Source organism: Methylophaga sp. (assembly GCF_030651745.1).
Genome location: NZ_JAUSCC010000088.1, coordinates 1 through 15271, shown reverse-complemented (window position 1 = coordinate 15271; position 15271 = coordinate 1). Strand labels below are relative to the sequence as shown.

Sequence of the window (15271 nt, the reverse complement as noted above, 5' to 3'; positions counted from 1 at the left end):
ATTTGAATCGACATCATGGTAAGAACCGTCAAACAAAGTTACTTTGACATCTTCCACAGGGTAGCCGGCTATTACACCATTTTTCATCTGCTCTTGTATACCTTTATCTACAGATGAAATGTATTCTTTTGGAACTGTTCCGCCGATCGTGGCATTTTCAAAGGCATATCCACTTCCTGCAGGCATTGGCTCCAAACGCAACCAGACGTGTCCATACTGGCCACGGCCGCCACTTTGGCGCACAAACTTGCCTTCAGATTCGACTTTTTTACGGATAGTTTCTCTGTAAGCAACCTGTGGTGCACCTACATTGGCATCAACACCGAATTCACGTTTCATGCGATCGATAATAATATCGAGGTGTAACTCGCCCATGCCGGCAATTATGGTTTGAGCTGATTCTTCATCGGTACGAACACGAAAAGAAGGATCTTCTTTAGCAAGCTTACCTAAAGCAATACCCATTTTTTCCTGATCTGCCTGAGTTCTTGGTTCAATAGCAACCGAGATGACTGGCTCAGGAAAATCCATACGCTCTAAAGTAATCACATGCTCTGGATCACAAAGCGTTTCACCGGTTGTTGTATCTTTCAAACCAATGGCTGCAGCAATATCACCAGCAAACACTTCAGTGATTTCTTCTCTACTGTTAGCATGCATCTGCACTAAACGACCGATGCGCTCTTTTTTACCTTTGACAGGATTAAAGACTGCATCTCCAGACTTTAATGCGCCAGAATAAACGCGGAAGAAAGTTAAAGTACCAACAAACGGATCGGTAGCGATTTTAAATGCTAGGGCAGCAAACGGTTCTTTATCATCTGCTTGCCGTGTGCCGTACTCTTCCTTATCAACATCAATAAGGCCTTTAATTGCTGGCACTTCCGTAGGTGATGGCAAGTATTCAACAACGGCGTCCAATACAGCTTGAACCCCTTTATTTTTGAATGCCGATCCACAAAATGCAGGTACAACTTGATTCGCTAAAGTTTGTGATCGAATACCTTGTTTGATTTGTTCATCGGTCAGCTCACCGGTTTCAAGATATTGATTTAATAATTCTTCATTAGCTTCAGCTGCGGCTTCAACTAATTGTTCGCGATAGTGTTGACATTCGGAAAGCATCTCAGCAGGGATATCGCGAGCATCATAAGTCACTCCCATATCGTCCTGATTCCAATAAATAGCTTGCATCCTAATCAAATCAACAACGCCTTCAAAGCGTTCTTCAGCACCAATTGGTAATTGCATAACCACTGGTCTGGAACCTAAACGTTTTTGGATTTGCTCGACTACACGAATGAAATCAGCTCCCTGACGATCCATCTTGTTCACAAAAGCAAGACGGGGAACATGATATTTATTTGCTTGGCGCCAGACGGTTTCTGACTGAGGTTCTACACCACCTACAGCACAAAAAACAGCAACAGCACCATCGAGTACACGCAAAGAACGTTCGACTTCAATTGTGAAGTCAACGTGACCTGGTGTATCAATGATATTAATTCGGTGTTGTGGGAATTGTTGATCCATACCGGCCCAGAAGCAGGTAGTCGCAGCCGAAGTAATGGTAATACCTCGCTCTTGCTCCTGTTCCATCCAGTCCATAGTAGCGGCACCGTCGTGGACTTCACCAATTTTGTGTGATATGCCGGTGTAAAACAGCACGCGCTCAGTCGTCGTGGTTTTACCCGCGTCGATATGCGCCATGATGCCTATATTCCGGTATCTATTAATAGGTGTACTACGTGCCACTATAGCTACTCTTTACGATCAACAATGTTAAAGAACAAAATCTTGCCTGAGTCTAGTCAGGCAAGGGTATAACTTAAAATCTAAAGTGTGAAAACGCTTTGTTGGCTTCAGCCATACGGTGGGTATCTTCTTTCTTCTTAACTGCAGTACCTTTACCATCATAGGCATCAGATAATTCACCAGCAAGGCGCATTCCCATTGATTTTTCACCACGCTTACGGGCTGCTTCTACCAACCAGCGCATAGCTAATGCAACACGACGTTCTGCACGTACTTCTACAGGAACCTGGTAGGTTGCACCGCCAACACGACGTGATTTAACCTCAACCATCGGACTAATATTTTCAATGGCTTTCTGAAAAATCTCCAGACCATTTCCGCCTTTGTTTTCAGATACTGAAGCAAGAGCGCCATAGGTGATTTTTTCAGCAACAGACTTTTTACCATCTTTCATGATGACGTTAATAAATTTCGCCAATCCAATATTTGCATATTTTGGATCTGGTAAAACTTCACGCTTAGCAACAACTCTTCTTCTTGGCATTTCTATATCCTAAAACTTTAATTTACGCTCAGTGCTTACCTAAAGATTAACCTTTAGGACGTTTTGCACCGTATTTTGAGCGGCCTTGACGACGCGCAGAAACACCAGAGGTATCCAGAGCACCACGCACGGTGTGATAACGCACACCAGGCAAATCTTTTACACGACCACCGCGAATTAATACAACGCTATGCTCTTGCAGATTATGACCTTCACCACCAATGTATGAAGTCACTTCAAAACCATTTGTTAAACGTACACGAGCGACTTTACGCATCGCAGAGTTTGGTTTCTTAGGCGTTGTCGTATAAACACGAGTACAAACACCACGACGCTGAGGACATGCCTGCAGAGCTGGTACGTTATTCTTTTTCTTCTGTTTAACTCTTGGCTTGCGAACCAACTGATTAATTGTTGCCATTAATACAACCTTAACAAATATCTATTGATGGTAGCCTGCGATACTGAATCTTCTCGCATTACCATTCTAGTAAAAGCGGGCACCCGAAAAGGATGCCCGACAAAGAAGAGGAATTTTACAACGCAACAAAGCATTGCGTCAAGGCTTCTTTTACGAAGCCTCGTTAATTTCTTCCTCACTATTTTCAACCACTTCGACTACAGGTTCAGCTGCAGCGGGTTTACCACCCTGGCGACGACGTTGGCGTTCTTTATGATAAGCCAAACCTGTACCAGCCGGAATCAGTCGACCAACAATTACGTTCTCTTTCAGACCACGTAAACTGTCACTCTTACCGGTTACAGCAGCATCAGTCAGAACGCGTGTTGTTTCCTGGAACGATGCAGCTGAAATGAACGAGTCAGTTGCCAATGAAGCTTTAGTAATACCGAGCAGCATAGGTGTAAACAAAACACCCATTTTATTCTGGCCGACTAACTCATCATTTGCATCTAATACACGATCAAATTCTACCTGCTCGCCTTTCAGGAACTTACTGTCACCAACGGCATCGATTTCAACTTTACGCAACATCTGTCTAACAATGACTTCGATGTGCTTATCGTTAATCTTAACGCCTTGCAAACGGTAAACTTCCTGAACTTCGCTGACCATATAGTTCGCTAATGCCAGAATACCTTTCAAACGCAAGATATCATGCGGATCTTCCGGTCCATCAACAATCATTTCACCTTTTTCAATGTGCTCACCTTCAAACACTGAAACATGACGCCATTTTGGAATCAGCTCTTCATGCGGCTCACCTTCTTTAGGTGTAATGATTAAACGTTGCTTACCTTTGGTTTCTTTACCAAAGCTAATGGTACCGCTGATTTCAGCCATCAATGCTGGATCTTTCGGTTTACGTGCTTCAAACAAGTCGGCTACACGTGGTAAACCACCAGTGATGTCACGCGTTTTACTGCTTTCCTGCGGGATACGTGCCAGGATGTCACCGATCTCCACTTCCATACCATCAGTAACACGAACAATCGCACCACCCGGTAAGAAGTATTCAGCTGGAATATTGGTACCTACAATATTAACGTCATTACCATGGTCATCAATCAATTTAACCATTGGACGCATATCTTTGGCAGCACTACTACGTTGTTTTGGTTCACGGATAATTAAACTGGTCAGACCAGTGACCTCGTCAACCTGTTTATCAACCGTTACGCCTTCGACCAAATCACTTAATCGGATGTGGCCTTTAACTTCGGTTACAACCGGGTGAGTATGCGGATCCCATGTTGCAACAATCTGTCCTGCTTCTACCGCATCATCATCTGCTACAGCTATTTCAGCACCGTAAGGGATCTTATAACGCTCACGCTCACGACCATTTTCATCAATCAGATGCAATTCACCTGAACGGGAAACGGCAATGAATTTTCCAGCCGAGTTTTCAACAGACTTGATGTTGAAGTAACGGATACGTCCTTTAAATTTCAATACAACTGAGTTATCAGCCGCGGTACGAGATGCAGCACCACCGATGTGGAAGGTACGCATGGTTAACTGAGTACCAGGTTCACCGATTGATTGTGCAGCAATAACACCTACAGCCTCACCGACGTTAATCTTATGACCACGACCTAAGTCACGGCCATAACAAGACGCACATACACCGTAGCGTGATTCACAGGTAATCGCACTGCGAACCATAACTTCGTCAATACCTTCACGTTCCAGTTTGGTTACCGATGCTTCGTCGATCATATGACCAGCGCTCAACACAACATCACCGTCACTGTTCAGAACATCTTCGGATACGACTCGACCCAATACACGTTCACCCAAGGCTTCAACAACATCACCACCTTCGATAATTGGCGTCATGCTGATACCTTTGGTGGTACCACAATCATCTTCGATAACAACCAGATCTTGTGACACGTCAACCAAACGACGAGTCAGATAACCTGAGTTAGCTGTTTTCAAAGCGGTATCCGCCAAACCTTTACGAGCACCATGGGTTGAGATGAAGTACTGTAAAACGTCCAGACCTTCACGGAAGTTAGCGGTGATTGGCGTTTCGATGATAGAACCATCTGGTTTAGCCATCAAACCACGCATACCTGCTAACTGACGAATCTGAGCCGCACTACCACGAGCACCTGAATCAGCCATCATATAGATAGAGTTCATCGACTGTTGTTGTACTTTGTTACCTTCAGCATCAAGTACCGTGTCAGTACCCAGACCATCCATCATCGCTTTAGCGATTTGATCATTGGTACGTGACCAGATATCGATGATCTTGTTGTAACGTTCACCATCTGTAACCAGACCTGAAGCATATTGCGTTGCAATTTCTTCAACTTCAGCTTCAGCTTTAGCCAGGATGCTACCTTTTGCTTCAGGAATAACCATATCATCGGCACAAACCGACGCACCTGACATAGTGGCCTGAGCAAAGCCCAGATACATCAGTTGATCTGCAAAAATTACCGTATCTTTCAAGCCTAAACGACGGTAGCAAGTATTGATCAGATCACCGATGGCTTTCTTAGTCATCGTGCGATCAACTACTGAGAATGGTAGTCCTTTTGGCACAATACTGAACAGCATTGCACGACCCACAGTTGTTTCAACACGGATAGTGCGGTTTTGTTCTGGTTCAGGCAACGTTACGTCTGTTTCATCAATACGAACCATTACTTTGGCATGTAATGAAACTACTTTATTGTCATAAGCACGTCTCAGTTCTGCAATATCAGCAAAACGGCTACCTTCACCTTTCTCATTGACTAAAGATCGAGTCATGTAATACAGACCCAATACCACGTCTTGTGAAGGAATAATGATTGGCTCGCCATTGGCTGGTGACAAAATATTATTTGTCGCCATCATCAATGAACGTGCTTCAAGCTGTGCTTCTAATGACAAAGGTACGTGAACCGCCATTTGGTCACCGTCAAAGTCGGCGTTATAGGCCGCACAGACTAACGGGTGCAACTGGATCGCTTTACCTTCAATCAATAATGGTTCGAACGCCTGGATACCTAAACGATGCAGTGTTGGTGCACGGTTAAGTAACACTGGATGTTCGCGAATAACTTCTTCAAGAATATCCCAAACTTCCGGTCCTTCACGTTCTACCATTTTTTTGGCAGCTTTGATTGTGGTGGCTTGACCACTACGCTCAAGTTTGCCGTAAATAAATGGTTTAAACAGTTCCAATGCCATTTTTTTCGGCAGACCACATTGATGTAACTTTAAGTATGGACCAACCACGATTACTGAACGGCCAGAATAATCGACACGTTTACCCAGCAAGTTTTGACGGAAACGACCTTGTTTACCTTTGATCATATCGGCCAAAGATTTTAATGGCATACGGTTGGTACCGGTGATCGCACGACCACGACGACCGTTATCCAATAACGCATCTACAGATTCCTGCAGCATACGTTTTTCGTTACGCACGATAATGTCTGGTGCATTTAAATCCAGCAGACGTTTCAAACGGTTATTACGGTTGATTACGCGGCGATACAGATCGTTAAGATCAGATGTAGCAAAACGACCACCATCCAATGGAACCAACGGACGTAAATCTGGTGGTAATACCGGTAACACTTCCATGACCATCCATTCTGGTTTGTTACCAGAATCCAGGAAGGCTTCCATTAATTTCAGACGTTTGGTCAATTTCTTGATCTTGGTTTCTGAATTGGTGCCTTCAATCTGATCACGGATGACATCGACTTCTTTTGTCAGGTCAATGCTTCTCAGCAGTTCTTGAACAGCTTCGGCACCCATGCGAGCATCAAACTCTTCGCCATATTCTTCAACGGCTTGCATGTACATTTCATCAGAAAGTAATTGGCCTCTTTCTAACGGAGTCATGCCAGGATCAACAACGATAAATGCTTCGAAATATAAAACACGTTCGATATCACGTAAAGTCATGTCCAAGAACAATGAAATACGTGATGGCAATGATTTCAAAAACCAAATGTGTGCAACCGGGCTGGCAAGTTCAATGTGCCCCATGCGCTCACGACGAACTTTTGCCACGGTAACTTCAACGCCACATTTTTCGCAGATAACACCGCGATGTTTCAGGCGCTTGTATTTACCACAAAGACATTCGTAGTCTTTAACTGGACCAAAGATCTTGCAGCAGAACAAACCTTCACGTTCTGGCTTAAAAGTACGGTAGTTGATGGTTTCTGGTTTTTTAACTTCACCAAATGACCATGAACGCACCATTTTTGGCGAAGCCAAGCCGATGCGAATAGCATCGAACTCTTCCGGCTGCGTTTGTTGCTTTAACATGTTAAGCAAATCTTTCATATTTTTTCTCCGCTGTCGTTAAACGACATATGTCCTGATTATCGGGTTCGCGTTTTACTCTTCGACCAGGTCGACATCAATACCCAGTGAGCGAATCTCACGTGTTAATACTTTGAAGGATTCAGGCATACCTGCATCCATCCGATAATCACCATCAACGATGTTTTTGTAGATCTTGGTTCGGCCGTTCACATCGTCTGATTTGACTGTCAGCATTTCCTGAAGCGTATAAGCAGCACCATAAGCTTGCAGTGCCCATACCTCCATCTCACCGAAGCGCTGACCACCAAACTGGGCTTTACCACCCAGCGGTTGTTGCGTAACCAGGCTGTAAGGACCAGTTGAACGAGCATGCATCTTGTCATCAACCAAGTGATTCAGTTTCAAGATATGCATGTAACCAATAGTAACCGGGCGGTGGAATGTTTCCCCCGTACGACCATCTATAAGCTGTGCCTGACCTGTTGTAGGTAAGCCAGCAAGTTCCAACATCGCTTTAATTTCGCCTTCGTCAGCACCATCAAAGACCGGTGTTGCCATTGGAACACCCGCTTGTAAATTGCCAGCCAGCTCTATGATTTCTTCATCAGTTAACGAATCCAAATCTTCTTTTTTACCACTGGTGTTATAAATCTTGCCTAAGAATTCTCTGATTTCGGCTATGCCACGTTGTTGTTGCAGCATTTCTTCGATTTTATAACCAAGACCTTTCGCTGCCCAACCTAAGTGGACTTCCAGGATCTGACCGATATTCATCCGCGATGGAACACCAAGCGGATTCAATACGATGTCAACCGGACGGCCATCTTGAGTGTAAGGCATATCTTCAACAGGAACGATATTTGAAATAACACCTTTGTTACCGTGACGACCAGCTAATTTATCACCGGGCTGAATACGACGTTTAACGGCCAAGAATACTTTGACCATACGCTGCACACCTGGTGCCAAATCATGGCCAGAAGTCAGCTTGTCTTTCTTGATTTGGAACGCTTCGTCCATATCAGTACGGTATTGCTTGATTTGGTTAGCCGTGGCTTCAAGCATGGTATTCAATTCATCAGAAGCCATCTGAATGTCATACCACTGTGATTTCTCAAGCCCCTTCAAATAGGCCTTGGTGATTTTGTCACCTTTTTTCAGGCCAGGGCCTTTATCAGCAACTTTACCGATTAAAGTGCGTTCCAGACGGGCAAATACGTCATCCACCATAATACGGTGTTGATCTTTTAAATCCGCCCAGACTTTTTCAAGTTCCGCTTTTTCAATCTGACGAGTACGTTCATCTTTTTCAACACCATCCCGGGTGAAAACCTGAACATCAACCACAGTACCGTAAGTACCGGAAGGTACACGTAATGAAGAATCTTTTACGTCAGCGGCTTTTTCACCAAAAATAGCTCTGAGCAGTTTTTCTTCCGGTGTCAGTTGTGTTTCACCTTTAGGTGTTACTTTACCGACCAGAATATCGCCTGGCTTAACTTCAGCACCAACATAAACGATGCCTGATTCATCCAACTTAGCCAACGCACTTTCGCTGACATTTGGAATATCACCAGTGATCTCTTCTGTGCCTAATTTAGTATCACGCGCCAGACAATTCAGTTCCTGAATATGAATGGTCGTGAAACGATCTTCTTCAACAACACGTTCTGATAACAAGATCGAATCTTCGAAGTTGTAACCATTCCAAGGCATAAAGGCGACCAGAATATTCTGACCCAGTGCCAGTTCACCTTTATCTGTTGAAGGACCATCAGCCAAAACATCGCCTTTGGCAACAATATCACCCGGCTTAACAATTGGGCGTTGATTGATCGTTGTGCTTTGATTAGAACGGGCATATTTGATCAGGTTGTAGATATCGACGCCTGATTCATTATCTTCCGTTTCATCATCATTAACGCGAATAACAATACGGCTCGCATCGACAGAATCCACTTCACCGCCACGTTTAGCTGTGACCATGACACCGGAATCCTGAGCAACTACACGCTCCATACCAGTACCAACTAATGGTTTGTCAGCACGCAATGTCGGTACAGCTTGACGCTGCATGTTGGATCCCATCAATGCACGGTTAGCGTCATCATGTTCCAGGAATGGAATTAATGAAGCAGCCACCGATACAACTTGACGTGGTGAAACGTCCATCAACTGCACTTGCTCTGAAGGCATTAATGAAAATTCGTTTTTATGACGACATGGAACCATATTATCGGCAATTGAAAAATCATCGTTCAGGTTGATAGTCGCCTGTGCAATGCGGTATTCACCTTCATCAATTGCTGACAGATAAACAATCTCTTCAGTCGCTTTACCATCAATTACTTTACGGTATGGTGTTTCAATAAAACCGTATTGATTGGTTCTGGCATAACATGCCAAAGAGTTAATCAAACCAATGTTTGGACCTTCAGGTGTTTCGATTGGGCAAACGCGACCGTAGTGTGTCGGGTGAACGTCACGAACTTCGAAGCCTGCACGTTCACGTGTCAGACCACCTGGCCCTAACGCTGATACACGACGTTTGTGTGTTACTTCGGATAATGGATTGTTTTGATCCATGAACTGCGATAACTGGCTTGAACCAAAGAACTCTTTGATCGCTGCGGCAACAGGTTTAGCGTTGATCAGTTGCTGCGGCATCAAACCTTCAGATTCGGCAATACTTAAACGTTCACGAACTGCACGTTCAACACGAACCAAACCAACACGGAATTGGTTTTCAGCCATTTCGCCAACACTACGTACACGACGGTTACCGAGGTGATCGATATCATCGACCACACCAAATCCGTTACGAATACCGATCAGTTCTTTCAGAACAGCAACAATGTCTTCTTTGGATAAAATACCTTCACCATCAAGCTCTTCACGACCTAAACGGCGGTTGAACTTCATCCGGCCGACATTTGACAGGTCATAACGATCCTGGCTGAAGAACAGGCTGGTAAATAAATTTTGTGCAGCATCTTCTGTTGGTGGCTCACCAGGACGCATCATCCGGTAAATTTCAACTTTTGCTTCTAAAGCACTGCGAGTTTCGTCCAAGCGCAAGGTATCAGACATATAAGGACCGTGGTCCAAATCATTGGCAAAAATCGTATCAATAACGTTAATACCAAAACGCTCAAAACTTTCTAACAAATCACTGGTAATTTCATCATTGGCGTTGGCTAACAGCTCGCCAGTGGCAGGATCAATTACATCTTTAGCAATAACCTTACCTACCAGATAGGTAGCAGGTACTGCCAAAGTCGTCATTGCAGCTTTTTCCATTTGACGAATATGACGGCCAGTAATCTGGCGCTCAGCTTCAACAATTACTTCACCTTCTGGGTTCAGAATTTCAAATGGTACTGACTGACCACGCAGACGCTGTGGTTCCAATGCCAGTTCAAAACCATCACCTTTACGCGTGAATGTATCGTTTTCAAAGAAAATCTCCAGGATTTCCTGGTTACTGTAATCCAGGGCACGCAGAAGAATTGAAGCCGGCAATTTACGACGACGATCGATACGTACAAATACCGCGTCTTTAGGATCAAACTCAAAATCCAACCATGAGCCACGGTATGGAATAACTCGAGCGTTATAGAGAATCTTTCCTGATGAGTGTGTTTTGCCTTTATCACTATCAAAAAACACACCTGGGGAGCGGTGTAATTGTGAAACGATTACACGCTCAGTTCCGTTAATAACGAAGTTACCTTTCTCCGTCATTAATGGGATTTCACCCATGTATACTTCCTGCTCTTTAATGTCTTTGACGACTTTTGATTTTGCAGGGGCGTCTTTATCATAGATAACCAGACGCATTTTTACTCTTAGAGGTGCAGCATAGGTCACACCACGTAGTTGACATTCCTTGACGTCAAAAGCTGGTGTTCCGAGACGATAGCTGACATATTGCAGTTCAGCCATACCAGTGTGACTTTTAATCGGAAACACTGATTCGAATGCCGCATGCAAACCCATTGCATTGCGTTCATCAGCAGGAACGGCCATTTGCAGGAAATCCTGATAGGAATTGACCTGAGTTGCCAGTAAATTTGGAACGGTCAAGACACTTGGACGCTTGCCAAAATCTTTACGAATCCGTTTTTTCTCGGTAAACGTATAAGCCATGTATTACACCTCGAAGAAACACCTGATTTCTTTTAACGGAAATGCAGGTAGGGTCATATATTGTAGGTGGCCGAATGTCGATCGGCCTGCAACGGAAAAAGGCCGGTGACTAAAGTCACCAGCCATTTTCTTTTTCGTGGCAGTAAACTGACCACGATTGTAGGTGTGCTTACTTAAGTTCAGCAGTCGCACCAGCTTCTTGCAATTGTTTCAGAACGTCTTCAGCTTCTGCTTTTTCAACGCCTTCTTTAACAGTTGCTGGAACGCCTTCTACCATGTCTTTAGCTTCTTTCAAGCCCAGACCAGTCAGACCGCGTACAACTTTGATTACGCCAACTTTGTTTTCGCCAAAGCTAGTCATAACAACGTTGAATTCAGTTTGTTCTTCAGCGGCAGCAGCGGCAGCAGCAGGTGCAGCAGCAGCGGCAACAGGAGCAGCAGCAGTTACGCCGAATTTTTCTTCCATTGCTTCGATCAAATCTACGATCTCAACAACTGTCATATTGGAAATCGCTTCCAAGATATCGTCTTTAGATACAGCCATGATATTTTCCTATTTCAAGCTTACAGAATTAAATAAAAGTTACTTATCCGAAATGGATTAAGCAGCTTGTTTTGCGTCGCGAACGGCCGCAAAAGTGCGAACCATTTTGCTGGTAGGCGCTTGCAAAGTACGAACAAATTTTTCGATTGGTGCTTTAAGCGTACCCATGAACATGCTGATAGCTTGATCTTTGGTAGGCATTTTAGCCAAACGGTCTAAATCGGAAGCAGGTAATAACTTGCCACCCAGTGAAACCATTTTGACTTCGAGTTTTTTGTTGTCTTTAGCAAAATCAGCCATGACGCGTGCAACGGCACCTGGATCTTCCATAGAAAAACCAAATACCAAAGGTCCAGTCATTCCTTCCTGCATGCAGGCGAAATCAGTACCTTCAACAGCACGGCGAGCTAATGTATTACGTACTACACGTAAGTAAACATTTTGCTCACGCGCTGCGACTCGCAACGCTGTCATTTCTGAAACAGTCAAACCACGATATTCTGCTGCAACAGCAGAAAACGCAGATGATGCAATTTCAGCGACCTCAGCAACGACGGCCTTTTTACCTTCGAGATTTAAAGCCACCTAAGACCTCCTTAGGTTCACTACTCATAATCAAGTAGCGTGTGTTGCTAACAAAAGAAGTGTTGCCACTTCCACCTTCACGGCATTCAACCTCAGAATTTCTGTAGCTGAACCCGTCTGCGCAGGCAGACTTGCGTCTATTAAATTTTCATGCCTGCGGTCTTAGACGACCCAGTGACAAGCACTGGGCGGTCCAATTTTTTCCCTGGTTTAAGCCAGGAATGATTTATCAACTGCAACGCCTGCACCCATGGTGCTGGAGACGCTGATACGTTTAATGTAAATACCTTTAGCTGAGCTTGGTTTCAGTTTATTCAAATCATCTAATAACGCTAAAAGGTTTTGACGCAAAGCATCAACTTCAAATCCTGCATTACCAATTGAACAATGAATTATCCCAGCTTTATCTGTACGGTAACGAACCTGACCTGACTTAGCATTTTTAACTGCTTCAGCAACGTTTGGTGTAACCGTTCCGACTTTAGGGTTAGGCATCAGACCACGAGGACCTAATACTTGACCTAATGTACCAACGATACGCATTGCATCCGGAGAAGCGATAACAACATCAAAATCCATGTTGCCGGCTTTGATTGATTCAGCCAGATCTTCAAAACCAACGATATCTGCACCAGCTTCTTTTGCCGCATCAGCATTTGCACCTTGTGCAAAAACAGCAACACGAACTGTTTTACCAGTTCCGTTAGGCAATACTGTTGAACTACGTACAACTTGATCAGATTTACGTGGGTCAACACCTAAGTTAATTGCGACATCAATAGATTCAACAAATTTAGCTGAGGCGTTTTCTTTTACAAAACTTAATGCTTCATCAAGCTCAAACACTTTTCCAGCAGTCAGTTTCTCGCGAATAGCGCGACTTCTTTTTCCAAGAGCAGCCATTATTCAACCCCTTCTGTATTCAAACCCATGCTGCGAGCAGTACCGGCAATCGTTCTGACTGCGGCGTCTAAGTCAGCAGCAGACAGATCCGGCATTTTGGCATTGGCAATTTCTTCCAATTGAGCACGGGTAACAGTACCGACTTTATCGGTATTCGGGCGAGCACTACCACTTTTCAGACCAGCTGCTTTCTTCAGCAATACGGCGGCTGGAGGTGTTTTAGTGATGAAAGTAAAGCTTTTATCGTTGTATACAGAAATCACAACTGGGGTAGGCAAGCCTGGCTCCAGATTTTGTGTTTTTGCGTTAAACGCTTTACAGAATTCCATGATGTTCACACCATGCTGACCCAATGCAGGACCAACAGGAGGACTTGGGTTTGCCTGACCAGCTGCAACTTGCAGCTTGATATAGGCCGTTATTTTCTTAGCCATTTTAAACTCCTAAACGGGTACAAACGCCTTGCGGCTCCCCAACAACTTTCCAGTATTACCTGGGCTTCTTTTTTGCCTAGCCTTTAGCGACTTGGCTGAACTCAAGTTCAACCGGTGTGGAACGGCCAAAAATAACCACTTCAACACGCAGCTTACTTTTCTCATAATTGACTTCTTCGACAACGCCGGTGAAATCATTAAACGGACCATCTGTAACACGAACCACTTCGCCTGGTTCAAACAGAACTTTTGGCCGTGGACTTTCAACACCTTCCTGAACACGCTGTAAAATTTGCTCTGCTTCTTTATCGCTAATTGGAGCAGGACGATCACCTGTACCACCAATAAAACGTAAAACGCGTGGCAGATCATTCACTACATGCCAGGTTTCATCATCCATTTCCATGTTGACAAGCACGTAGCCAGGGAAAAACTTGCGCTCACTACGGCGTTTTTGACCTTCTCGCATTTCTACAACTTCTTCAGTCGGAACGAGAATGTCACCAAACTTTTCTTCAAGCCCCATTCGGACCACACGTTCTTCTAAAGAACGTTTTACTTGTCCTTCATAGCCGGAATAGGCTTGTATTACGTACCAGCGTTTACTCATTTCACATCCAGCTTTATAAGGTCAGTGCGCGAACGGCCCAACCTAAAAGTGAGTCATAGGCCCACAACATAATGGCAACAACAATGACCATAACAATTACTACCAGGGTCGTTTGTAAAGTTTCCTGCCGAGTTGGCCAGACGACTTTTCTCACTTCTACCTGGGTATCACCGATGTATGATAACACTGATGCACCCACAGCTGCGCGGGACACAATGAATAAGGAAAGTGCAGCCACCGCAAGGAGGCCAAGCACACGCAGCAATGTTGAATACTCTGAGTGGGTATAAAACAAAGCAATCGCGGCGACCATTAAGGCGGCTGCGACTATCAGTTTGAGTTTATCTGCCATTGTTTTTGTTATTAATCCATCTTGATGAAAACAAAAATGGCAGGCCAGGAGGGAATCGAACCCCCAACCTACGGTTTTGGAGACCGTCGCTCTGCCAATTGAGCTACTGGCCTAACATATGCTCCCATTCGGCTGAGCACCCATGTGCTCAGCCATAAGCATTATATACTATTCGACAATTTTACTAACGACGCCAGCACCAACAGTGCGGCCGCCTTCACGAATAGCAAAACGTAAACCTTCTTCCATCGCAATCGGATTGATTAAGGTTACGTCCATCTTGACGTTGTCACCAGGCATGACCATTTCAATACCTGCTGGTAATTCACAGGCACCGGTAACGTCGGTGGTACGGAAATAAAACTGTGGGCGATATCCATTGAAAAATGGTGTATGACGTCCACCTTCGTCTTTCGACAAAATGTACACTTCCGCTTCAAACTTGGTGTGTGGCTTGATAGTGCCCGGGTGCGCTAATACTTGACCACGGTCAACATCTTCACGTTTGGTACCACGTAACAACACACCAACGTTATCGCCTGCTTGACCTTGGTCCAGCAATTTGCGGAACATTTCAACACCTGTGCAGGTGGTTTTTTGCGTGTCTTTGATACCAACGATTTCTAATTCGTCGCCAACTTTAACAAT

Annotated in this window: 12 protein-coding genes and 1 tRNA gene; all 13 read right to left on the bottom strand. The window is 44.4% G+C overall.

The window, feature by feature from the left end:
- Positions 1 to 1755: elongation factor G (fusA, locus tag Q7V21_RS10495; protein ID WP_304917250.1), on the bottom strand; the 1755-nt coding region annotated here is incomplete at its 3' end.
- A 73-nt stretch (positions 1756 to 1828) separates the two neighbouring features.
- A complete protein-coding gene (gene rpsG, locus Q7V21_RS10490; RefSeq protein WP_304917249.1) occupies positions 1829 to 2299 on the bottom strand; it encodes a 30S ribosomal protein S7 in 471 nt (156 codons plus the stop codon).
- 46 nt (positions 2300 to 2345) lie between these two features.
- Positions 2346 to 2720, bottom strand: a complete 375-nt coding sequence (rpsL, locus tag Q7V21_RS10485) for a 30S ribosomal protein S12 (protein WP_069296874.1) — start codon at positions 2718 to 2720, stop codon at positions 2346 to 2348.
- A gap of 150 nt (positions 2721 to 2870) precedes the next feature.
- Positions 2871 to 7064 (bottom strand): DNA-directed RNA polymerase subunit beta', encoded by a 4194-nt coding sequence (gene rpoC / locus Q7V21_RS10480; protein WP_304917248.1) that lies wholly within the window; start codon positions 7062 to 7064, stop codon positions 2871 to 2873.
- Positions 7065 to 7118: 54 nt separating this feature from the next.
- A complete protein-coding gene (rpoB, locus tag Q7V21_RS10475) occupies positions 7119 to 11195 on the bottom strand; it encodes a DNA-directed RNA polymerase subunit beta (RefSeq protein ID WP_304917247.1) in 4077 nt (1358 codons plus the stop codon).
- 169 nt (positions 11196 to 11364) lie between these two features.
- Positions 11365 to 11739 (bottom strand): 50S ribosomal protein L7/L12, encoded by a 375-nt coding sequence (gene rplL / locus Q7V21_RS10470; protein ID WP_292397463.1) that lies wholly within the window; start codon positions 11737 to 11739, stop codon positions 11365 to 11367.
- Between the two features lie 57 nt (positions 11740 to 11796).
- Positions 11797 to 12324, bottom strand: coding sequence for a 50S ribosomal protein L10 (rplJ, locus tag Q7V21_RS10465; protein WP_069296878.1), 528 nt, complete (start codon positions 12322 to 12324; stop codon positions 11797 to 11799).
- Positions 12325 to 12534: 210 nt separating this feature from the next.
- Entirely contained in the window at positions 12535 to 13227 is a 693-nt protein-coding gene (gene rplA, locus Q7V21_RS10460; protein ID WP_304917246.1) for a 50S ribosomal protein L1, read from the bottom strand.
- On the bottom strand, positions 13227 to 13661 hold the full coding sequence (gene rplK, locus Q7V21_RS10455) for a 50S ribosomal protein L11 (protein WP_304917245.1): 435 nt from the start codon (positions 13659 to 13661) through the stop codon (positions 13227 to 13229). The genes rplA and rplK overlap by 1 nt, the downstream gene beginning before the upstream one ends.
- Before the next feature lie 76 nt (positions 13662 to 13737).
- Entirely contained in the window at positions 13738 to 14271 is a 534-nt protein-coding gene (gene nusG, locus Q7V21_RS10450; RefSeq protein ID WP_304917244.1) for a transcription termination/antitermination protein NusG, read from the bottom strand.
- A gap of 13 nt (positions 14272 to 14284) precedes the next feature.
- On the bottom strand, positions 14285 to 14623 hold the full coding sequence (secE, locus tag Q7V21_RS10445) for a preprotein translocase subunit SecE (protein ID WP_226069757.1): 339 nt from the start codon (positions 14621 to 14623) through the stop codon (positions 14285 to 14287).
- A 37-nt stretch (positions 14624 to 14660) separates the two neighbouring features.
- Positions 14661 to 14736, bottom strand: a tRNA-Trp gene (locus Q7V21_RS10440).
- Between the two features lie 55 nt (positions 14737 to 14791).
- Positions 14792 to 15271 (bottom strand): EF-Tu/IF-2/RF-3 family GTPase (locus Q7V21_RS10435; protein WP_304917243.1); only part of this gene is annotated, 480 nt, incomplete at its 5' end.

Coding starts and splice junctions, on each gene's coding strand:
- rpsG (WP_304917249.1), bottom strand. CDS start 2,299: ATGCCAAGAAGAAGAGTTGTTGCTAAGCGTGAAGTTTTACCAGATCCA.
- rpsL (WP_069296874.1), bottom strand. CDS start 2,720: ATGGCAACAATTAATCAGTTGGTTCGCAAGCCAAGAGTTAAACAGAAG.
- rpoC (WP_304917248.1), bottom strand. CDS start 7,064: ATGAAAGATTTGCTTAACATGTTAAAGCAACAAACGCAGCCGGAAGAG.
- rpoB (WP_304917247.1), bottom strand. CDS start 11,195: ATGGCTTATACGTTTACCGAGAAAAAACGGATTCGTAAAGATTTTGGC.
- rplL (WP_292397463.1), bottom strand. CDS start 11,739: ATGGCTGTATCTAAAGACGATATCTTGGAAGCGATTTCCAATATGACA.
- rplA (WP_304917246.1), bottom strand. CDS start 13,227: ATGGCTGCTCTTGGAAAAAGAAGTCGCGCTATTCGCGAGAAACTGACT.
- rplK (WP_304917245.1), bottom strand. CDS start 13,661: ATGGCTAAGAAAATAACGGCCTATATCAAGCTGCAAGTTGCAGCTGGT.
- nusG (WP_304917244.1), bottom strand. CDS start 14,271: ATGAGTAAACGCTGGTACGTAATACAAGCCTATTCCGGCTATGAAGGA.
- secE (WP_226069757.1), bottom strand. CDS start 14,623: ATGGCAGATAAACTCAAACTGATAGTCGCAGCCGCCTTAATGGTCGCC.